Origin of the sequence: Hanstruepera neustonica (assembly GCF_002895005.1) — a bacterium.
Taxonomy (GTDB): Bacteria; Bacteroidota; Bacteroidia; order Flavobacteriales; family Flavobacteriaceae; genus Hanstruepera; species Hanstruepera neustonica.
In genome coordinates, this window is sequence record NZ_POWF01000002.1 from 121,640 (window position 1) to 142,326 (window position 20,687).

Genomic DNA, 20,687 nt, shown 5'->3' on the forward strand with positions numbered 1-20,687 from the left:
TTGATTTTATTTTGTAAGAAATTACTAAATTACTAATCGAAAACAACCAACCAAAACTACCACGCCATTTAATTTACTTGGAACTAACCAGTAAATGCTAAAATTCTTTCGCCACATCAGGCAAAATCTTCTTGCCGAAAATAAAACAGGTAAATACCTAAAATATGCCATTGGTGAAATTGTCTTGGTCGTCATAGGTATTTTGATTGCCTTACAGATTAATAATTGGAATGACCATCGTAAAACCCAAAAATATGAACAAGAAATATTATCCTTAATAAATCAAAACCTTAAAAGTGACTCAATAGCCTTATCAATTGAATTACAAAAAGCAAAAGATGCTATTCTAACCACTGATTTAATTCTTGAACAAGTTTCAAACGACAAATACAACGATAGTTTAAAACATTGGCTTGCAAAAATCATTTGTTTTGAAAGATTTAGAGCCAAGTCAAGTGCTTTTGAAGTTTTGAAAGCAAAGGGTATTGAAACTATTTCAGAAAATACAATTCAACAAGAATTAATAGCGTATTACGATGAAAGCCTGTATAATGTATATCAAGCAATGGAGGATGTTGAAAGTGCATTCAATCTGGATTGGGTTCCAATATTAAAATCTGACTTTAAAGATTTTCAGTGGCGAGTATCTTGTGAGCCCATTGATTCTAAAGCTTTCTTTACCAAGCCATCTACCATAACACAAATTAAATTATTTAACGATAACCGAAAGGGAAATGTTAGGCACATTGAGTCTGCTCTAATTAAAATTACTGAAATCAGACACCTTATTAAAGTCTTGAATAAATGATAAAATTCTTTAGAAAAATACGTCAAAATATGATTAAAGAAAACAGAGTCAGCAAGTATTTGCTTTATGCCATTGGAGAAATTGTGCTAGTGGTTATTGGTATTTTGATTGCACTTCAAATCAATAATTGGAACGAAAATAGAAAATCCAATATCCAAGAGCAGCTTTATTTAAAAAGATTACTTGTAGAGAACAATGAAGACCTTGTTACTTTTAAAAACAACATTAAAAATCTCGAAAAAGGCATTGAAACAGATGAAGCCCTATCCAAAGCCTTAAATAACCCAAACGCTTCAGATTCCCTGGTTATTTCAGCAGCCAATGATTTTTTTGGTTACGGTAGCATCTACCCCATTTTTACCTCTTCAACTTCTACTTTTGATGATTTATCAAGTACTGGAAATTTAAAAGTTATTCAAAACACCATTTTAAGAGACCAATTAGTTAAACACTATGCCTTTCACAAACAAGTTTCTGAACGCATAAGAATAGGCACCGACTGGGCTTTACCTGTAGATGCGCCTTTCACCTATCAAAACAGTATAATGCGTTTTGAACCTAATTCAAATAGTTTATTTGGTAAACAAGACACAAGGGAGCTAGCACAGCATTTACTGTCAAAAAAAATTGAATATATCAATAATGCCGCTGTACACTATTGGCTTAATAAAGATGCTATCGATCAACTACTTACTTTAATTGATGATACCGAAAGCATAGTCCAATTACTGGAAAAGGAAATAACAAACTAATGTTATGATAAAATTCTTCCGAAAAATACGTCAAAATATGATTAAAGAAAACAGAGTCAGCAAGTATTTGCTTTATGCCATTGGAGAAATTGTGCTAGTGGTTATTGGTATTTTGATTGCACTACAAATAAATAATAATAACGAACTAAACAAAGCACGTGAAAAAGAACTAAAGTACCTTAAAAACATCAAAACCGATTTACTGCTTAACATTGACAACATTAATAGTTTTATTGAAAAAAGAGAAAGCTCCATTGCATCGGCCAATGTTGTTTTAGAATATTATGAAGGCAAGCCTCTTACGGATCTTGACGACTTTAACAACCACTGTTTGAACGTGTATATTTGGCACAAATTCTATCAAATAAACAACACCTTTTTAGAGCTTACCAATTCTGGGAATTTGGCTCTAATATCAAACGATTCCATTAAAAACCAATTGCTCAACATAGATGCACTTTACAAGGAACTAAAAGGCGAAGAAGAACACTATCGCTTTGATACTGAAGAGCTCCTTTATGGACCCTCATTCAGAACTTTAGACCTAAACCCATTGACTAAAAAATACATCTATAATGTTACAAATGGTCAAGCAGGTGAAAACCGCGAAATCCCTAGGGCAAACTTTGAAACCATTCTTAAAGACCTAGAGCATAAAAACGGATTTGTTATGGCAGATTACGAGTTTACGGTTATGAATGGACAATTGCGTGAAATGAAAACCATGTCTGAAGAGCTCATGAAACTTATAGATAAAGAAACCCATACAGATGATTAAATTCTTCCGAAAAATACGCTACAATCTTATGAGCGAAAATAAAACTGGCAAATACCTCAAATATGCCTTGGGCGAAATTATCCTCGTGGTCATCGGTATTCTCATTGCCTTACAGATTAATAACTGGAATGAAAATCAAAAGCTAAAAAAAGAAGAAATAAAACTCCTACATGCTTTAGAAAAAGAAATTGAGTCCAACTTATCATCATTAGATACAACAATAAAAGACAACGATGACATTCTGAAAATATCTTCTAGACTATTAAATGAAAGTCTTTTAAATCCAAAATATAATTCAAATCCTGCCGAGATAATTCAGTCGTTGGGTTATAACACAAATAAATACGAAACTTCGATAATTAATGAAATTTTTGGAACAAATTCTAGAGCACTTATTTCAAATGATGAAACCATCGCGCGATTGAGAACCTTAAAACAAGCCTATGATCGATCTGACGATACGCAATTATATGTTGATGAATTTTGGAATAACAAAGTAATGGAGTATTTCACAAAATCTGGTTTGGGAATTTATATTGGAACTGTCAAAATTGATAAAAATTACAAAACAGATTTCCCTCTAAACAATGAATTTTATTCATTATTGGGTATCATGAATGGCTGTCAGTTTTCATTAAACTTAAGTCGAAAAGATTTGAAGGAAGAATTATCCAACACGTTAACCTTCCTAAAAAAGAATTTGAATTCACTATGATTAAACTTTTTAGAAATATTAGAAAGTCTCTTCTTTCTGAAGGCAAAACCAGTAAGTACTTTAAATATGCTATCGGTGAGATTATTCTTGTAGTGATTGGAATATTGATTGCCCTTCAAATCAACAATTGGAATGAGCAGAGAAAAGAAAAAATAAGAGCTTCCAATTATATGGAAAGAATTGAAGAAGACTTAAATAGATCCATTTCAAGAAGTGAAAATCTTCTGAAGCTGAATAAAAAAATTTTAAAATCCGTAACTGACACTCAAAAACTGTTGGAGCGAGGGACTGCTCTTAATGATGAAGAGAAAAAAACAGTAGACTATGCCTTCTTATGGTTTCCCAGAACGACCTACCAAATGCCAAGTATGCTTACCTATGAAGAAATGAAAGAAAGTGGCGATTTACATCTTATAGAGAATATTGAATTAAGAAATGAATTAGCAGAGTTTTACAGTTATCTTCAGCAAGTTGAATCAGTTTATGAGAAATTAAGTCAAGACATTGAAAGCCAATTCAGTGTTTATAATTATCAAATTAGAGCTTATACTAATCCAGAAACTTTAAATATCACTTTTAAATATGACTTTAACCAACTTTGTCAAGATACTCTTTTTATCAACACTTTTTCTAGAATGGGCATACACTGGCGAGGTTTTGTCTATTTTATGGAGCGTATAAATTCAGATGCAAAAAAGGTAAAATCAAAAATTGATTCTATATGATAAAATTCTTTCGAAAAATACGCTACAATCTTATGAATGAAAATAAAACAGGCAAGTACTTCAAGTATGCCATTGGAGAAATTATTCTTGTGGTTATAGGTATTCTCATTGCTTTACAGATTAACACCTGGAATCAAGAACATAACAACAGAAAGTTTGAAAAAGAAATGATGGCCAGTATCCATTCCGAATTCAAAAACAACCTGACAAAAATTAAAACCAGCATTGTTCAATATGACAAAACCGAGCAAGCCATTCGGTTTTTAATGTCTAAAATAAAAGCGTCTTCAGAAGAGTTAAAAACTGAAAATATAGACAGTCTCCTTGCTGCAGCAGTTGATGTCTATGAATACCATCCTACACAAAATATCTTGACCGAAATATTATCGACAGGGAATTTAAATTTAATCAAGAATGATTCCTTAAAATACCAATTACTCCATTGGTCTGGTGAATTCAATGAATTAAATGAAGCCTGGGAAACCCTAGACGACTTTAACCAACATATGGTTATTCCTTACTTAACTACAAAAGCTTCAATGAAAAATATTGACAAATATTCCTTAATGGCTTGGGAGGAAAAATCAAAATTCGAGATTGACTATGAAAGCGTTTTCAATGATTTGGAATTTGAAAACCACTTGGACAATCTTGGATGGGCTGTTGTAAATTATAGAATCGTATTAAAACGTTTAGAAAAATTAATTAAACAAATCATTGAGCTAACCCATGATTAAGTTTTTCAGAAATATCCGTAGGTCCTTTATTAACGAAGGCAAAACCAGCAAATACCTAAAATATGCCATTGGTGAAATTATCCTTGTGGTTATAGGCATTCTCATTGCACTTCAAATAAATAATTGGAATGCTCTCAAAAAACAAGAAAACAATAATATATTCTTAAGTAAGCGGCTACTTGTAGAAACTGATAAAAACATCATTGAACTAGAAAAAGAAATCATTTCAATAGAAAAATCAATAAACTCATTACTTATGATGTTACACCTTACAGGTGAAGATTACCATGACGTTGATCCCAAAAAAGTTGACAGTTTAATTTATGATATTTTAGGCACACCAACCTATTATTTTAATGATGCTGTTTTAAATGAAGCCTTATCTACTGGTCAAGTGTCCAGTTTTGAAAATGACAGTTTAAAAAATATCATTTACAGCATTCCAACGACCATGGAAACAGTCAAATTTCGAGAGCAAAACATTGAACAAGACACCAATACCAATTTAATTCCGTTTCTATACAATTACATCTCTCTAAGGAATGTTGACCACCAATTCTCTAACCTTGAAAACCTTGGAAAAAGTCAAATAAAAGAAATTGATAATCGTCAAATACTCTCCATGTTATTTTGGGAAAATGAAATTGACAACCTCCATTTTATATATAACACACTGCTAGAAGAAAGCTACAGGAAACTTGATAGAGACTTGAAGAGTTTAAAGATTTTATTGGAGCAACAGATAAACAGCAATCATGATTAAATTCTTCCGAAAAATACGCTATAATCTTATGAGTGAGAACAAAACAGGTAAGTATTTTAAGTATGCTATAGGTGAAATTGTTTTAGTGGTTATTGGTATTTTGATTGCACTTCAGATAAACAATTGGAATGAGAGCAGAAAACAAAAACAAGCCGAGATTGAGTTTTTGAAAGGTATTAAAAACGACCTCTCTCAAGACAAGTTATTTATTGAACAGGTTCTAAATATTACGGAACCCAAAATGCAAGCTTTCAAAAAACTTAACACAGACTCTTTGGATATTTCCAAAGATAAAGCTTCTATAGATTCCTTACTCAAAGTATACCTCAATACTGGACAACGTACCTTTTACCCAATTTCCGGTTCCTACCAAGCCGCCATTTCAGGCAACCAAATAAATACATACAAAAACAAGGAATTAATGCAATCTATTATAAAACTCTACAATTCCTCTTACGAAAGGGTTATTGATAACGGTAAAATATTGGACATTAGGTGGAGTGACATTAGTAAAATGTACATTCATGAACGCCGTTCAAAAAAATTCAATGTAACAGACTCACTATATCTTACAAAAACATTAGATGACCTTTACTTCCATTTTATACAACTACAGTGGTATGAAAATGTACTTGTACTCACAAGTAATGAAATAGATAACGTTTTAAATAAAATTCCAAATTGATACTAAACATATAATGATTAAACTCTTTAGAAAAATACGCTACAACCTGATGAGTGAAAATAAAACAGCCAAGTACTTTAAATATGCCATCGGCGAAATCATTCTAGTCGTCATTGGTATTCTCATTGCGCTTCAGATAAACAATTGGAATGAAAAGCAAAAGGATATAGAAAAGGAACAGCAAATCCTTTTGAGTTTAAGGGAAGAATTCAAGCAAAATATAAAAGAGCTCGAATTTGACCATACCTTAAATGAAGGGTGTTTAAATGCCATTGTTACGTTAATGAATTTTGACCATACAAATCCATTTAAAACCAAAACTATTGATAGCTTACTAGGGCAAATGTATAATTACGCCACCTTTGATGCGCGATTAGGTGTTATGAACGACATCACATCTTCTGGTAATCTGGAACTCATAAGAGACTCTAAATTAAAATATGCACTTAACCAGTGGACAGGTGAACTTGACGATTATAAAGAAGACATTATTATCAGAAGAGAATATTGGGTAAACAATGTACCTGGAATATTGTACAAGTTCATTCCACTGCGAAATGTAGACGCTTCAATGAACAGATCTGATTACAAACGTGATATTATTATTCAACCTATGGAAGTTCCAAAAGAAAATTACGTAGCTTTCTTGTCAAGCCTAGAAGTTGATAGCATGTTGTTTGATTATTATATGAATCAATCCTACGTTACCGTAAATGAAAATGTGATTATGCGTTTTTTGAAAGATACTTTAAGTTTAATAGAAGCCAACATAGAAGATGATTAAATTCTTTAGAAAAATACGCTACAACCTTATGAGTGAGAACAAAACAGGCAAGTATTTCAAATACGCTATCGGAGAAATTATACTTGTAGTCATTGGTATTTTGATTGCCTTACAGATTAATAATTGGAATGAAAGTAGAAAAGAACAAAGACTGTTACAAACCTATTACAAGCAAATTCTGGAGGATTTAGATGAACAAAAAAAATATTCGGCAGAAACCATTACGCAATTAGATTCCAGTATCGCCTCTTATGAGGTTTACACCAAATTATTTGAAACTAAAAACCTAACTGTTAATGAAGCTCTAGATGCGCTCAATAAAGTAGAGAGAATAACACCCTATCTTAACTTTCGTTTCAACACCATGGAAACCTTACAATCTACTGGAGACATCAAGATTATTCCTGAAGATTTACGAAATAAACTTATTACACATAAAAGCAAATTAGATGCTTGGACAACCGTTAACAATGGCAACCTAAATGTATATGTAACTGGTTTGTTGAAATATGGAGAAAAAGGATTGGGCACTTTTATTCCTCGATTAAATAGTCAACCAGATATCAAACAAGCAATAGATAACCATATCAACCCTATTGAAACTATTCTAACTGCCGAAAGCGCCTTCATTATTAAAATATATACTGAAAAAAACACCTGTAACCGTTTAAAACAAGTTCTTGAAAACATTGAGGTAATGGAAGACATCATCAAACAAGAATTAAAAGAAAAATAAATAATGAAAGTATCAACCTATGATTAAACTCTTTCGAAAAATACGCTACAACCTTATGAGTGAAAATAAAACTGGTAAGTACCTCAAATATGCCATTGGAGAAATCGTACTTGTGGTAATAGGCATACTCATTGCTTTACAGATTAACAACTGGAATGAAGACAAAAAAATACTAAAACAGGAAAAAGCAACTATCGCTAGTTTAAAACTGGAGTTTCAAAAAAATCTCGTAGACCTCGAAGACAATATTGATACCATTGAAAAAATTATTTCAGCTGGTAATATTTTATTGGAACATACAGATCCTGATTATGAATTTGGATCATTGAGTAATGTGGATAGTTTAATTAGTATGACTCCAAGAATGTCCGTTTGGGATCCTAGCCTTTACACTTTAAGCAATATCAAGAATTCTGGTAAACTATCCAATCTGTCAAACGAAGCATTAAAAGTACAACTTATAGAGTGGGAAAGTTTTTATGGTAATTTATTGGATTGGGGCGATTTCTATGTTGAAAGAGGACATTATTATTTTAATTATTTGGTAGAAAATTCAGTAAACAGAAATTTAGATAAAACTGGACCCATGAAATTTAGCAAATCTAAATTTGTAGGATCAAACGAAGAACTTTTAAGAATGCGCTCATTTGAGAATAATTTGACGCAACGTATAACCCACAATGGATTCATGCTCCGATTTTATTTAGATGCCAAAAATAGATTAACAACTATTATTGCGCTTTGTGATGAATATTAGGAATGAGTAAGTGTTTTTGACTATGACAAATATTAATAGCTTGATTTATGATTAAACTCTTCCGTAAAATACGCTACAATCTGATGAATGAAAACAAAATGGCTAAGTACTTCAAATACGCTATAGGTGAAATTGTTCTTGTAGTTATTGGAATTCTGATTGCTCTTCAAATCAATACTTGGAATGAAGCAAACAAGACCAAACAGTTAGAAACAAAAATCTTGAAAGAATTCCAAAGTAATTTAATGTTGGACTTAAAAGAAATTCAACATGATATTGCTACTATGGATTCCATAGTTAAAGCTTGTAAGAACCTAAAAGATTATATAAAAACACATGAAACACCTGATTCCAAATTTAATTATTCGGCGACATTGTTGAGAGTTATACCACATTTTGATCCCAATAAAAGCGGTTATGGACTTCTACAATCTAAAGGTGTTGAAGTTATTTCAAACGATAGTTTGCGAAATAATATCTCGCTGCTTTACGAAAGAGCCTATCCCTATTACAGGCGATATGAAGACGAGCGATTGGATTTCTTTAATCTAAATACGCAACCCAAGTTATTGGAATATTTTTATAAAAACTTTGATAGTACAGCCACCTGGTATGCCAATTACAAAATAACACAAGCAGATTATGAAAGGCTCAAGGTAGACGAATCATTCTCCAGGTTATTAGCAACCATTGCATTTGAAAATGCTGGAGTGCAAAACAGAGCCAAACGAACAGAAGGGCAAATTAAAAAGCTTTTAAGTTTTATTGAAGACGAAATACAATCTAGTAATTAATAATTGTTTAATGTTTAAAACGCCAAACCATGGAAAGCGACAATGTAAAACCAATCTCCAAAAGTGAACGTATAGCCTACCTAGATATCTTAAGAGGTATTTCGATTCTGTTTATTTATACTGCAAATATAATCATGTTTTCAGGCATATGGTTTTTTCCAGAGGACACACCTAGAAGGATATATACCTTACCTACTGATGAAGTTTTCGACTTTTTAAACTATGTTTTGGTTGATGGTAAGTTCTACTCTATTTTCTCGCTTCTTTTTGGTATTGGCTGTGTTATTCAATTTAACAACTTAACGGCTCATGGTAAGGCATTCGCTCCTTTTTTTAGAAGGCGCATGTTTTGGCTATTAATTATTGGAGGCATTCATTTAGTGCTATTTTGGCCAGGTGATATTTTGACTCTTTACGCTGTTCTTGGTTTTTTCTTGATATGGTTTGTTAGAAAATCCAATAAAACACTTTTAACCACTGCTGTTATCCTCATTTTGTTTCCATTAGTAAATTGGGCTTTCATGCACTTTTCAGGCGTCTATTATCCTGGAATGGCTTTTCAAAAGAGCACAGAAATTTATCAAAATTTTGGGATGCCAATTATAGAATTCCAAGGTCAGATAGTTCCTGATTTTGTTGCCTACCAACTCAATGAGAATATCGCTGATTTTTTTAAAATGAATTTGGGAAATACCTTTGTTAGAATAGGTAGGATTTTAGATGAAGGTCGATTGTTTAAAGTTTTTGGAATCTTTTTAATAGGCATTTGGGCAGGTAGAAAAATTCTCAATGAAAATATTCTGGATAATACCGCATTTTTAAAAAAAGTGTTTCTAATTGGCTTATTGGTAGGCTTACCTGTAAATATTGTTAGAGGTTACATCGAGTTTTTTGTTGATAGCACAGATACTACAAAACTGTTTCATGTTCTTGCATATGCTTTAGGAACGTTACCTTTAGCGTTGAGTTATGCCGCTGGGATTGCCTTGTTAGTAAAGAAAAAAGTGCATTTTCTTGATTGGTTTAAACCTGTTGGGAAAACGGCATTATCCAACTACCTGTTTCAAACAGCTATTTCTACCATTATTTTTTACGGATTTGGATTTAACCTCGTCGGAAAATTTGGCTTTACTTATGTCATGATGATTGGTTTGTGTGTATTTATCATACAAATTGTATGTAGTAAAATTTGGCTCAATTATTTCAAGTTTGGACCCATGGAATGGCTCTGGCGAAAACTAACTTATGGTGTACAACTAAAAATCAAAAAATGATAAAATTTTTTAGAAACATTCGTAAAAAACTGGCATCCGAAAATAAAGCTGCGGCCTATTCAAGATATGCTATAGGCGAAATTGTACTCGTAGTTATTGGAATTCTCATTGCCCTTCAGATTAATAATTGGAATGAAACCCGCAAAGAGCGCGAAGAGGAAAGAGCGCTGTTACAACAGTTGCAATCTGAATTTGAAAGCAATCAAAAGCAACTGAACGAAAAAATAATCATTCGTAATAATATGATTGCTGCATCCTTTAAGCTTTTAGATTATATAGACCACCCTGAAAAACGGCATTCAGATAGTATAAATAGCTATCTCGTTCAAACAATTTTGGTTCCTACCTTCGATCCAATAATAAATGACATTATGAGTTCGGGAAGAATTCAGTTACTAAAAAACAATACATTGAAAGAACTATTGACCCTATGGACAAGTGAAATTATTCAGGTTACCGAAGAAGAGGTTGCTTGGAGAGAGTATAAATACAATCAATACCAACCTTTCTTACTCAAAGAAGCTTCAATAAGGTCAATAACCAATCAATACTGGCAAGACAATGCTATGGAAACCTTTTATTTGGACAAAGGAACGAGCGTTAAGTTCGATCTAAAGAACTCACGGACTCATACCGATTTTTCAAACATTTTTGAGAGTGCAAATTTTGAAGATCATCTTGCAGCTTGTGCAACCAATGCCAAAATTGCTAACATTCAATCCTTAAGTCTACAAAATAGGATTAAAGAAATATTACAGATTATTAAGCAAGAACTCGAAGAAAATCCATGATAAAGTTATTCAGAAATATTCGTAAAAACTTACTCAACGAAGGCAAAACCAGTAAGTACTTCAAGTATGCCATTGGTGAAATTGTATTAGTTGTTATTGGAATCTTGATAGCGTTACAAATAAACAATATCAATGAAGCAAAAAACAACGAAGCACGTTTCAAAAAAATACTAAAAGAACTTCGCAAAGATTTAGAAACAGACATCCTAAACTCTGAACCGTTACTGAAAGATAATCTGAAAGTTGATTCTTTGTCTAATTTAGTTTTAGACCATAAGTTTACTAAAGACGATTATTTAGAAAAAGGGTCTCGGAATCTATTTTGGGTAGGTTTACAGTTTTCGCCTTTTGATTATCAAAAAACGGCTTTTAAAAAATTTGAGAGTTTCCAAGGTGTTGTTCCCGCAAAATATGATTCCATTATTAAAGACATCAATCATTATTATATTGATTTAGGTCAGTTTTATGACGATATATATGGCATTTTTAGAGAAAGAATAAATGACCACCATAGCTATTTAGTAAATAATACCAACTGGTATTATAAAATGAGGAATGGAGAAACCACTGATGAAATGATTGATTTTTATCTTAACAACCCAATGTATAAAAATTGGGTATCACAATACCAAATGGATAATACTGCAGGCAAGTATGGCACCTTAAAAATGTTGCAATCCAGAGGTTTTGGTTTACTACAAAAGCTAACTGAAACAATAGGTGATTCATATGAATTTAAAGATGAAGATATACTCAATAAGTACGGAAAACCTATAGCTAACGCCAATGAATATGTTGGAGAATATAAAAATCTACAAACCAATAATACAACTAGAATCCAGCAAATAGGCGGACATCTGTTTGAAGGATATAATACTACTGGTGCTTTAAAAGAAATAAAAAGGGACACATTTCTGTATATTGATTATCCAGATTGGCAGAATATTTTTACTCGAGATGCTGACGGCAGAGTTAATGGTATGAAATTAAATCACCTTAAAGATTCAACACGAAACAGTTCTGCAATAAAAATTAAATAATGATAAAATTTTTCAGAAACATCCGCAAAAACTTACTCAACGAAGGTAAAACCGGCAAGTACTTCAAGTATGCCATTGGTGAAATTGTATTAGTTGTGATTGGAATTCTAATCGCACTACAAATAAATAATTGGAATGAAAGTAGGAAACTGGAGAACAGCAAACAAAAACTAATGCTGGCTCTAAAAAATGAATTGGTTAACAACAAAAATACGCTGGAGACTTATCTCCAAAATATTAACCTTACTAATTCAAAATTTAACAAAGTGCTACGTTATTCAGTTGGAGACTACACGATTCCCATAGATAGCTTAAAATACTATCTCTCTGAAATGCTTTACGATAGGACCTTATCAATTTTTAGTTCAGTCCAAGAAGAAGCCATTAGTTCTGGTAAATTTGAATTATTAAGCGATAACCTTAAACAAAGTTTGTCTTTATTAAAAGATTATACCAACTCTAGAAGTTCTATACTAGAAAACGGTTATAATAGATTTTATTTTGGTACTGACAATCAAATAGAGAAAGTAACTACTAGCTTGTACATGTCTCCTGAAGTACCAGATGAATTAAAAATCCATCCCATAATTCCGACCCATCCTGAATTTTTACTGACCGATACGGAGCTTTCAACTTTAGTGAAAAATCCCGAAACCTACTTAACACTTAATAAAATATACCTCACCTTTATAAGTGATGAAGTTTGGGTTAAATATGGGCTTTTAGACGTTACAAATAAAACCATTGAATTAATCAATAAAGAACTCAACGAAAAATGATTAAATTTTTTAGAAAAATACGCTATAACCTTATGAGTGAAAACAAAACAGGCAAATACCTTAAATACGCTATTGGTGAAATCATCTTAGTCGTGATTGGAATTCTCATCGCGCTCCAAATAAATAACTGGAATAACCACCAAAAGGATTTAGTGAAGGAACAAAAAATATTGTTACAGCTTAAGGAAGAATACACAAAAAATCTCGCCCAACTTCAGCAAAAAATCACAATGCGTAACAATATAATTACGGCTTCCTCAAAGGTATTAAGCTATATTGATAACCCAATCAACGTTTCCAAAGACAGTCTATTATATCACCTAAATTTTATAGGAACCGACCCTACCTTTGATCCTATCAAGAATGACCTCATTGAATCAGGAAACCTGCATTTAATAAATAACGAAAGCCTAAAACAACGACTATCAAACTGGACATCTGATGTCTATCAAGTTCAGGAAAATGAATTAGAATGGCAAAAGTTTCGAACCGAAGTTGTCATGCCTTTTATGGTAAGCAACGGATTAGCACGTGACTTATCAAACAACATATGGAAAGATGGCTATACTCCCATACATGCTTTAAACCAAAAAATAAACCTAAAAACTAAAATTGGCTCTTCAAAACATAGTCTCGCTATAGAAGAAATTTTAAATAATGTTGAATTGGAAGGTTTAGCAGCTATGGCTATTACGTGGAGTAATATTGCTAATATCCAATCTCTAGCACTACAAGAAAATATAATAGAAATTATAGCACTTATTAATAAAGAAATTGAAAGGTAAATGATCAAATTTTTTAGAAACATTCGCAAAAAACTGGCTTCCGAAAATAAAGCTGCGGCCTATTCTAGATATGCCATAGGCGAAATTGTACTCGTAGTCATTGGGATTCTTATTGCCCTTCAAATTAATAATTGGAATGAGAAACGCATAAAATCAAATAAGGAAACTGCCATTCTTAAAAATATTCATAACGAGTTCAAGAAAAACCAAAAACAACTGGACTCCGTACTATTTGAACACAGAAGGGTTTTTAATAATTGTAAAAAAGTAATCGATCTTTTTCCCATAAAATCAAAACCTGAACAAAAAGTATTGGATTCTTTAACAGTTCAGCTTTGGTGGACTTATGGAGGTCATACGTTTAATCCTTCGCAAACCAGTATTAGTGCATTGGCCAGTACATCATCTTTTGATATCATTAAAAATGATACGTTACGTGATTTATTAATTTCATGGAATGATTTAGTAAAAGATTATCAGGAAGAAGAATCTCGTTCTAGAGATCATCTTTGGGACCAATATGATCCTTATATGTCTAAAAATTTTGATTGGAATTTTAATTTTAATGACGAAAGAAACAATTTTGATGCTCTTCAAACTTTGGAGTTTGAATATTTAATGAAAAGCAGATATGATTTTCTTGATCAAATCTTAAATACCAGTGGCGAATTACAAAAACTGCAAGAATCCCTGAAAAAAATAATTGAGCTATCAAGTCCAAAATCTGATAACTAAATTTCGCTATTAAATATTTCAACTTTTTACTTGTTTGAAAACATATTTTTATTTTACTTTGTATTTCAAAGTACTTTATATGGAATCTAAAGATTATCTAAAAGACATAGCCGAGATTAAAAATTTGATGAATAAATCATCTCGTTTTATCTCTCTTTCTGGGCTATCAGGAATATTAGCAGGTATTTATGCCCTAATAGGTGCTGCCACTGCTTACTGGTTGGTAACAACTTACAGCTATGGCACCTTATTATTGGATGGTTGGGTTTTCAGAACCTGTTTGGTAATTTTAGCAGCTGTAGCCTTTTTGAGTATTGTCACTGCTATTATTCTAACCACTAAAAAAGCCAAAAAGAATCATGAAAAAATCTGGGATAATACTTCAAAACGTTTAGTCTTCAACTTTTTAATTCCATTGATTACTGGAGGTTTATACATTTTAATTATACTCAATCAACAAAAATATGGGCAAGCAGGTGCCTTAATGCTCATTTTCTATGGCCTATCTTTAGTTAGTGCCTCCAAATATAGTTTAGGTGATATTCGCTATTTGGGCCTCATAGAAATTGTATTGGGATTAATCTGTGCCTTATTTCCTGGGTATGGCTTCTGGCTTTGGGCATTGGGCTTTGGTGTCATGCACATAGTCTATGGCACATGGATGCATTTTAAATACGACAAACAATAAATTATTAATTAAAAACTAAAATTATGATAGCACAAAGCAAACGCTTTCTCACAATCATTTTGTGTTTAGAAGCACTTTTACTCATCCCTCTAATTGCCATTCAATTCACCCCTGAAGTAAATTGGAGTTATACCGATTTTATAATTATGGGTGCATTACTTTTAACAATTGGTGTTTTAGCCGAATATATACTACGAATTGTTAAAAATCAGGAAAGACGCATTATTTTAATCGCTTTTTTAATATTGGCATTCTTATTAATTTGGGCCGAATTGGCAGTAGGAATTTTTGGAACACCATTTGCCGGAAGTTAATTTTTAATGAGCATCATAACCAACATAAATAAAGTTTTTGATCACCGCATTCGTTTGGGGATCATGTCTATTTTAATGGTTAATGAATATGCCGATTTTAATACCCTAAAAGAATTGTTGGATGTCACTGATGGCAATTTGGCCAGTCATACCAAAGCCTTGGAAAAAGCTGATTATATATCAGTTGAAAAGCAGTTTATTGGTAGAAAACCAAACACACGCTATGCCACAACCAAATTGGGCCGAGCTGAATTTAAAAAGCACATAGATGCTTTAGAAAAATTAATCAATAAAGAATAAAAAAATTTATTATTTTACTTTGTTTTTCAAAGTACTTTAAAATAATAAGACTATGGCATATTTCACACAAAAAGATTCTATTGTTAGAACTATTTGGGGCAACAGTGATACGATATTGCTCATTTTTGCTGGAGCTTCCGCAGAATTTGCTCTCAACAAAGCTGTTGATTGGCTTTACTACACAGGTCGCCTGCCCAATGACCCTTTAGGTAGGTTATTCTCAACAGTAGCCTATGCGAGACAAATAGTTTTTTCAGAAGAATCTAAAGCCAAACTGGCTATAAAAAACATCAACAACATACATCAGGCCGTTGAAACAAAACGTGAACAATCTATCCCAAATTGGGCATATAAAGATGTTTTGTTCATGCTTATTGATTATTCCATCCGCTCTTATGAACTCTTGGAACGACCACTAAAACTAGAAGAAAAAGAAGAAGTCTTTAGCGTTTTTCACAAAGTTGGCACACTCATGAACATCCATGATTTACCCAAAAATTATCAAGAATTCAAAGTCATGAGAAGCAAACATCTACAAGAAAATTTGTTGAATGGACCTTTCACAAAAGATTTGTACAAACAATATTGTAAACATTTAGGACGGTTTAGATACCAATTATTGAAAGAAGCACAAATTATGCTTTTGCCAAATATTGCTAGAAAACAGCTCAAGTTTCGCCGGTTCTCATTTTTAAGTCCTCTAATACCAACGTATAAACTATCTAAAACGTTAAAGCTAGACAATATTATTAAGCATATCATTTTGCCATCAACCTATATGGAAGATATTAAATCACTCAATTTCAATTCACTTTAATATAATCGTCATGGAAAACTCGGAAAAACAAAACACAAACAAATTTGGCAATTGGCTTAAAACTTCTATAACCGCAAGAATGCTCATGGTAGGCTTCTTGGTTATTGTATTGCTTATTCCTTTATCTTACATTAACAGTCTTATTGCTGAACGTGCCAACAGGCAACAGGATGTAGTAAATGAAATCAATGATAAATGGGGACACCAGGTTCTGGTTTACGGTCCTATTTTAAAGCTACCCTATAAAACGTATACTGAAACATCTACATACAACGAACAAACAAAAACGTATTTAAAGGAAACAAAAACATACATCAACCATGCCTACATTTTTCCAGAAAACCTAGATGTTGATGTCAATGTAAACTCCAAAACATTAAACCGAGGAAATTTTGAATCGGCTGTGTTTACAACCAATATGGACTTCAGTGGAAAATTTGACACTCTTGATTTATCAGCCAAGGACATCAAAAACGAAGACATCATTTGGGATAAGGCCACATTATTGATAAAGACCTCAAACCTGAAAGGCATCAAGGATGCTATTCATTTAAAAATTGATACTCAAACACTAGACTTTGAAACCAACTTTAATAACGATTCTAAAACCTATTCTGGCTATTTAGAAGAGTTGGAATCCTCTTACTTAAATCAAGATATTCTGAAGCAATTAACGTCATCAAGCTTCAAAATAAATATGGCCTTTAATGGGAGTCAGGATATTCAAATCATTCCCATTGGAAAAACAACAACCATGCACATGGAATCGAATTGGGCAGACCCTAGTTTTATTGGAAATTACCTGCCCAATGACGAAACAAAAGAGATTACTAAAGAAGGCTTTAAAGCCGATTGGAAAGTGTTACATATAAACAGAGCATTTTCACAGCAGTATTTTAACAAAATTCCCAATTTAGACGCCTTCTCGTTTGGAACTAAATTTATGGTTATGGTCGATGAATATCAAAAAAGTGAACGTTCTGCCAAATATGGGTTTTTGGTGATTGGATTGACCTTCTTGATATTCTTTTTAATACAGACGATGAGTAAAATTTCAATTCATCCGTTTCAATATTTAATGATTGGTTTGGCTCTAACCATGTTTTACACCCTATTGGTTTCCATATCAGAACATAGTGATTTTTTAAAGGCTTACTTGGTTGCAGGAATTTCGGTTATTGTGCTCATTACATTATATTCTAAATCCATTTTAAAAAATTGGAAATTCCCATTGTTCATTGGTATTTCACTCACAGCACTTTACACATTTATATACGTTATCATTCAATTGGAAAACTATGCGCTTTTAGTAGGCAGTATTGGTTTATTCCTCATCTTGGCAAGTGTGATGTACGTATCGCGAAAAATTGATTGGAATAACGGATAAGTTTAGTTGGTAACCTCACACCGCTTGCTCTAGTAATGTGTGAGGTTAAATTAATGTTTTATTATGGAAAACTTAATAGAAACAGGACAAATAACAGCATTAATCAGCTTTGTTTTAGGAACGATATTGTTGTCCTTTTACTTATATTTTGGTGAACCCAGCTTTCCTGTTGAATTGGTGATTGGTTTCATTATTGCGACTATCATTTTCAACACCGTATTGTTTTCGGTATTATTGGGAGCCGCAATTTTAAATCAGAAATATCGCTTGGAACTATTAAAAACATGTGGTATTATGTTATTTAATATCCCAATATCCATTCTTTATTTTTATATCCTATTTACATTTCCATTTACGCAAACAGTTTATGAAACTACATTTTAAAAAATCCTATTTTATATACTTCATAGTCCTATTCATTACAGAAGTATTGATAGCTATATATTTAAAATCTGGATTTATCCGCCATACTTTTGGTGATGTTTTAGTCGTGATACTTATTTACTGTTTTGTAAAAAGTTTTATTGACATCAGACCAATACCACTTGCTTTAAGCGTGTTGTTATTTGCATTCATTATTGAATTCCTACAACTGTTCAATTTTTTAGAGTTTTTAGGGTTACAACACAATAATATGGCAGCATTGATTTTAGGCAGTACCTTCCAAGTATCTGATTTGGTAGCCTATTCCACAGGTAGTATGCTTATACTAATATTTGAAAAATTGAAGCATTAACCTATTTACTTTACTCCCTATTCTTTTCTTGAATACGTCTAACAATTCTTGTAGCCATATTTCTGGGTATAAAGCGTGGCAAGGTTCCTAATATTTTATTCAAGCCACCAGGAATAGCAACGGTTTTTCCTTTTTTCATGGCCTCATAACCATATGCAGCAACAGCCTTGGCACTAGCCATATTAAAGGTTATTTTATTTTCTGAAGAGGCACTGGCCACCACTTCTTGAAAAGAGGTTTTGGTTGGTCCAGGACACAAAGCCGTAACGGTGACACCTGTTCCTTTTAATTCATTGGCAATAGCTTCTGAAAACGACAGAATATAACCTTTGGTGGCATAATACAAAGACATTAATGGTCCAGGTTGAAAAGCTGCTAAAGATGATAGATTTAAAATCATTCCAGATCCGCGTTCAACCATACCTTCCAAAAGTAATTTTGTTAAATGTGTGGTAGTTAGAACATGTAAATTGAGCATTTGCGATTGGCGCTCCCAATCAACCTCATGAAAAGCACCAAAGGCTCCAAAACCGGCATTATTAACCAAAGCATCTATTTGAATATCACCTAATTCAGAAACAATTTCTTGAGAAATATTGACTATGCTTAAATCCTTCGCCATAATTTGTATGGACACGTCAAACGCCGATTCAATTTCATGCTTCGTTTCCTCAAGTTTATCAGCATTAATATCAACTAAAACCAAATTATAGCCATCTTTGGCAAATAGCAATGCTAACTCATAACCTAGTCCAGAAGCACCTCCTGTTATTAATGCTGTTTTATTATTTCCCATCTACATAGTCTTGAAGGTAGGCAAACCTTTCGGTTAACTTACCTTTATTGGTTATTTTGGCTCGCTTTAAAATACCGCGTTCGTCATTATTAAAAAATGCTGGAATCACATGCTCCAAAAACATCTCACCAAATCCTTCACTGGCATCTTTTGGTAATTCACAAGGCAAATTATCGACTGCCATAACCGTTATAGCGCCTTTGGCATCATAAGCTACTTCTTTTTCGGTTTTGGCATCATAGCCATAAAATGGGTCTGCTATTGTTGACGCTCTCAAGGTTGATGCAACAGGACCATCAACATCACAGCTAATATCAGCCACCAAGTTAATTCTAAATTCAGGGTGTTTGGCGTCATCCCTGGTGAACAAATAAGGTGCATTGTTTCCATAAAAATGACCCGCAATAAAAAAGTCTGTTTGCTTGGCATAAGGCATAAAATTGCTTTCATAACCAGTTGGGTCCTTATAAAACTCCCACTTCTCTCCTACTTTACCATCTTTGCGTTTGTTGTATTCCATCACATCCACCCGACAATAAACTGGTTCTGAAAATTCAGAAGTTAAATACAAGGCATCGCTAACCTCCTTGATTTGTAAATGATCTAATATTTCTTTGGCGCCAAGCGCTACCTTACCTGTTCCGGACAATAAAATTTTAATATTTGGAATGGTTATTTTATCCAATTCTGCTTTGACTTCATTTAAATCGGCCAAGGTTTCCACTTTTGGTAAATCAAACAAACCTTCTCGTAATCCAAGTGCTCTAAATCCATTGTAAGCACCAACCAAACCAGCATAACGTCCAAAGCCAATTAAACGCGCACCACTTTTTTTTACTATAGTTTCGTGGTCATACATATCAATATTTTTCTTTAGCATCGCTTGAAGCAACTTACGGTTATAGGGTTGCTTTTTGATGGTATGTGAGAAATAAAAGTATTTTTTATTGGGGATTAGATTTTCAATAGGCACTTCCTTAACACCAATCATGACATCACAATCTGACACATTATCAGTCACCTGAAAACCTAAAGCTTCATAAGCAGCGTCAGGAAACACACGAATATCGCTGGATTCAACCACAAACTCCGCTTGTGGAAACTGCGCTCTGGCTTCAGCAAGTTTTTTAGGTGAAAAAACCACTCGTCTATCTGGTGGGTTTTTGCGCTCTTTAATAATGGCAAACTTCATAAGTTGAAAATTGGAATAA

The 20,687-nt window shown here is 32.8% G+C and carries 27 protein-coding genes; 25 read left to right on the forward strand and 2 right to left on the reverse strand.

Annotated elements, in window-relative coordinates:
- Positions 1 to 94: 94 nt before the first annotated feature.
- From C1T31_RS05245 to C1T31_RS05365, 25 genes are all read left to right on the forward strand, one after another.
- Positions 95 to 808, forward strand: a complete 714-nt coding sequence (locus C1T31_RS05245) for a DUF6090 family protein (RefSeq protein WP_103051437.1) — start codon at positions 95 to 97, stop codon at positions 806 to 808.
- A 29-nt stretch (positions 809 to 837) separates the two neighbouring features.
- On the forward strand, positions 838 to 1,560 hold the full coding sequence (locus tag C1T31_RS05250) for a DUF6090 family protein (protein WP_103051438.1): 723 nt from the start codon (positions 838 to 840) through the stop codon (positions 1,558 to 1,560).
- Positions 1,561 to 1,564: 4 nt separating this feature from the next.
- Positions 1,565 to 2,338, forward strand: a complete 774-nt coding sequence (locus tag C1T31_RS05255; protein WP_123912627.1) for a DUF6090 family protein — start codon at positions 1,565 to 1,567, stop codon at positions 2,336 to 2,338.
- A 28-nt stretch (positions 2,339 to 2,366) separates the two neighbouring features.
- The gene (locus tag C1T31_RS05260; protein ID WP_207764262.1) at positions 2,367 to 3,053 is read left to right on the forward strand and encodes a DUF6090 family protein; all 687 of its coding nucleotides are present in this window, start codon (positions 2,367 to 2,369) and stop codon (positions 3,051 to 3,053) included.
- Positions 3,050 to 3,778: a DUF6090 family protein gene (locus tag C1T31_RS05265; protein ID WP_103051441.1), complete on the forward strand. Its 729-nt coding sequence runs from the start codon at positions 3,050 to 3,052 to the stop codon at positions 3,776 to 3,778. The genes C1T31_RS05260 and C1T31_RS05265 overlap by 4 nt, the downstream gene beginning before the upstream one ends.
- The gene (locus tag C1T31_RS05270; protein WP_103051442.1) at positions 3,775 to 4,515 is read left to right on the forward strand and encodes a DUF6090 family protein; all 741 of its coding nucleotides are present in this window, start codon (positions 3,775 to 3,777) and stop codon (positions 4,513 to 4,515) included. Before C1T31_RS05265 ends, C1T31_RS05270 begins: the two co-directional genes overlap by 4 nt.
- Positions 4,508 to 5,278 carry a DUF6090 family protein gene (locus C1T31_RS05275; RefSeq protein ID WP_103051443.1) on the forward strand — a complete coding sequence of 257 codons (771 nt, stop codon included), beginning with the start codon at positions 4,508 to 4,510 and terminating at the stop codon, positions 5,276 to 5,278. Before C1T31_RS05270 ends, C1T31_RS05275 begins: the two co-directional genes overlap by 8 nt.
- Complete coding sequence (locus tag C1T31_RS05280) at positions 5,271 to 5,963, forward strand: DUF6090 family protein (RefSeq protein WP_103051444.1); 693 nt, start codon at positions 5,271 to 5,273, stop codon at positions 5,961 to 5,963. Before C1T31_RS05275 ends, C1T31_RS05280 begins: the two co-directional genes overlap by 8 nt.
- A gap of 13 nt (positions 5,964 to 5,976) precedes the next feature.
- Positions 5,977 to 6,747, forward strand: coding sequence for a DUF6090 family protein (locus C1T31_RS05285; protein WP_123912628.1), 771 nt, complete (start codon positions 5,977 to 5,979; stop codon positions 6,745 to 6,747).
- Positions 6,740 to 7,483, forward strand: a complete 744-nt coding sequence (locus C1T31_RS05290; protein ID WP_103051446.1) for a DUF6090 family protein — start codon at positions 6,740 to 6,742, stop codon at positions 7,481 to 7,483. Before C1T31_RS05285 ends, C1T31_RS05290 begins: the two co-directional genes overlap by 8 nt.
- Before the next feature lie 55 nt (positions 7,484 to 7,538).
- Positions 7,539 to 8,240 (forward strand): DUF6090 family protein, encoded by a 702-nt coding sequence (locus C1T31_RS05295; protein WP_207764263.1) that lies wholly within the window; start codon positions 7,539 to 7,541, stop codon positions 8,238 to 8,240.
- 47 nt (positions 8,241 to 8,287) lie between these two features.
- Complete coding sequence (locus C1T31_RS05300; protein WP_123912629.1) at positions 8,288 to 9,034, forward strand: DUF6090 family protein; 747 nt, start codon at positions 8,288 to 8,290, stop codon at positions 9,032 to 9,034.
- A gap of 29 nt (positions 9,035 to 9,063) precedes the next feature.
- Positions 9,064 to 10,308 (forward strand): DUF418 domain-containing protein, encoded by a 1,245-nt coding sequence (locus C1T31_RS05305; protein WP_103051449.1) that lies wholly within the window; start codon positions 9,064 to 9,066, stop codon positions 10,306 to 10,308.
- Positions 10,305 to 11,099 carry a DUF6090 family protein gene (locus C1T31_RS05310; protein ID WP_103051450.1) on the forward strand — a complete coding sequence of 265 codons (795 nt, stop codon included), beginning with the start codon at positions 10,305 to 10,307 and terminating at the stop codon, positions 11,097 to 11,099. The genes C1T31_RS05305 and C1T31_RS05310 overlap by 4 nt, the downstream gene beginning before the upstream one ends.
- On the forward strand, positions 11,096 to 12,139 hold the full coding sequence (locus C1T31_RS05315; RefSeq protein ID WP_103051451.1) for a DUF6090 family protein: 1,044 nt from the start codon (positions 11,096 to 11,098) through the stop codon (positions 12,137 to 12,139). The genes C1T31_RS05310 and C1T31_RS05315 overlap by 4 nt, the downstream gene beginning before the upstream one ends.
- Positions 12,139 to 12,918 carry a DUF6090 family protein gene (locus C1T31_RS14130; protein WP_207764264.1) on the forward strand — a complete coding sequence of 260 codons (780 nt, stop codon included), beginning with the start codon at positions 12,139 to 12,141 and terminating at the stop codon, positions 12,916 to 12,918. The genes C1T31_RS05315 and C1T31_RS14130 overlap by 1 nt, the downstream gene beginning before the upstream one ends.
- Positions 12,919 to 12,950: 32 nt before the next feature.
- Complete coding sequence (locus C1T31_RS05325; protein WP_123912630.1) at positions 12,951 to 13,703, forward strand: DUF6090 family protein; 753 nt, start codon at positions 12,951 to 12,953, stop codon at positions 13,701 to 13,703.
- On the forward strand, positions 13,704 to 14,438 hold the full coding sequence (locus C1T31_RS05330) for a DUF6090 family protein (protein WP_103051453.1): 735 nt from the start codon (positions 13,704 to 13,706) through the stop codon (positions 14,436 to 14,438).
- A gap of 79 nt (positions 14,439 to 14,517) precedes the next feature.
- Positions 14,518 to 15,126 (forward strand): hypothetical protein, encoded by a 609-nt coding sequence (locus C1T31_RS05335; RefSeq protein ID WP_103051454.1) that lies wholly within the window; start codon positions 14,518 to 14,520, stop codon positions 15,124 to 15,126.
- Between the two features lie 23 nt (positions 15,127 to 15,149).
- The gene (locus C1T31_RS05340; RefSeq protein ID WP_103051455.1) at positions 15,150 to 15,440 is read left to right on the forward strand and encodes a hypothetical protein; all 291 of its coding nucleotides are present in this window, start codon (positions 15,150 to 15,152) and stop codon (positions 15,438 to 15,440) included.
- A 6-nt stretch (positions 15,441 to 15,446) separates the two neighbouring features.
- Entirely contained in the window at positions 15,447 to 15,740 is a 294-nt protein-coding gene (locus C1T31_RS05345; RefSeq protein WP_103051456.1) for a winged helix-turn-helix domain-containing protein, read from the forward strand.
- Positions 15,741 to 15,792: 52 nt separating this feature from the next.
- Positions 15,793 to 16,557, forward strand: a complete 765-nt coding sequence (locus C1T31_RS05350; RefSeq protein WP_103051457.1) for an oxygenase MpaB family protein — start codon at positions 15,793 to 15,795, stop codon at positions 16,555 to 16,557.
- A gap of 10 nt (positions 16,558 to 16,567) precedes the next feature.
- The gene (creD, locus tag C1T31_RS05355; protein WP_103051458.1) at positions 16,568 to 17,944 is read left to right on the forward strand and encodes a cell envelope integrity protein CreD; all 1,377 of its coding nucleotides are present in this window, start codon (positions 16,568 to 16,570) and stop codon (positions 17,942 to 17,944) included.
- A 63-nt stretch (positions 17,945 to 18,007) separates the two neighbouring features.
- The gene (locus C1T31_RS05360; RefSeq protein ID WP_103051459.1) at positions 18,008 to 18,328 is read left to right on the forward strand and encodes a hypothetical protein; all 321 of its coding nucleotides are present in this window, start codon (positions 18,008 to 18,010) and stop codon (positions 18,326 to 18,328) included.
- Positions 18,312 to 18,680, forward strand: coding sequence for a ribosomal maturation YjgA family protein (locus C1T31_RS05365; protein WP_103051460.1), 369 nt, complete (start codon positions 18,312 to 18,314; stop codon positions 18,678 to 18,680). The genes C1T31_RS05360 and C1T31_RS05365 overlap by 17 nt, the downstream gene beginning before the upstream one ends.
- Before the next feature lie 10 nt (positions 18,681 to 18,690).
- Here the strand turns inward: C1T31_RS05365 and C1T31_RS05370 are convergent, their stop codons facing one another.
- Together C1T31_RS05370 and C1T31_RS05375 are read right to left on the reverse strand one after the other, a co-directional pair.
- Positions 18,691 to 19,476 (reverse strand): SDR family NAD(P)-dependent oxidoreductase, encoded by a 786-nt coding sequence (locus C1T31_RS05370; protein WP_103051461.1) that lies wholly within the window; start codon positions 19,474 to 19,476, stop codon positions 18,691 to 18,693.
- Positions 19,466 to 20,668 carry an NAD(P)-dependent oxidoreductase gene (locus C1T31_RS05375; protein WP_103051462.1) on the reverse strand — a complete coding sequence of 401 codons (1,203 nt, stop codon included), beginning with the start codon at positions 20,666 to 20,668 and terminating at the stop codon, positions 19,466 to 19,468. The genes C1T31_RS05370 and C1T31_RS05375 overlap by 11 nt, the downstream gene beginning before the upstream one ends.
- Positions 20,669 to 20,687: the final 19 nt, after the last annotated feature.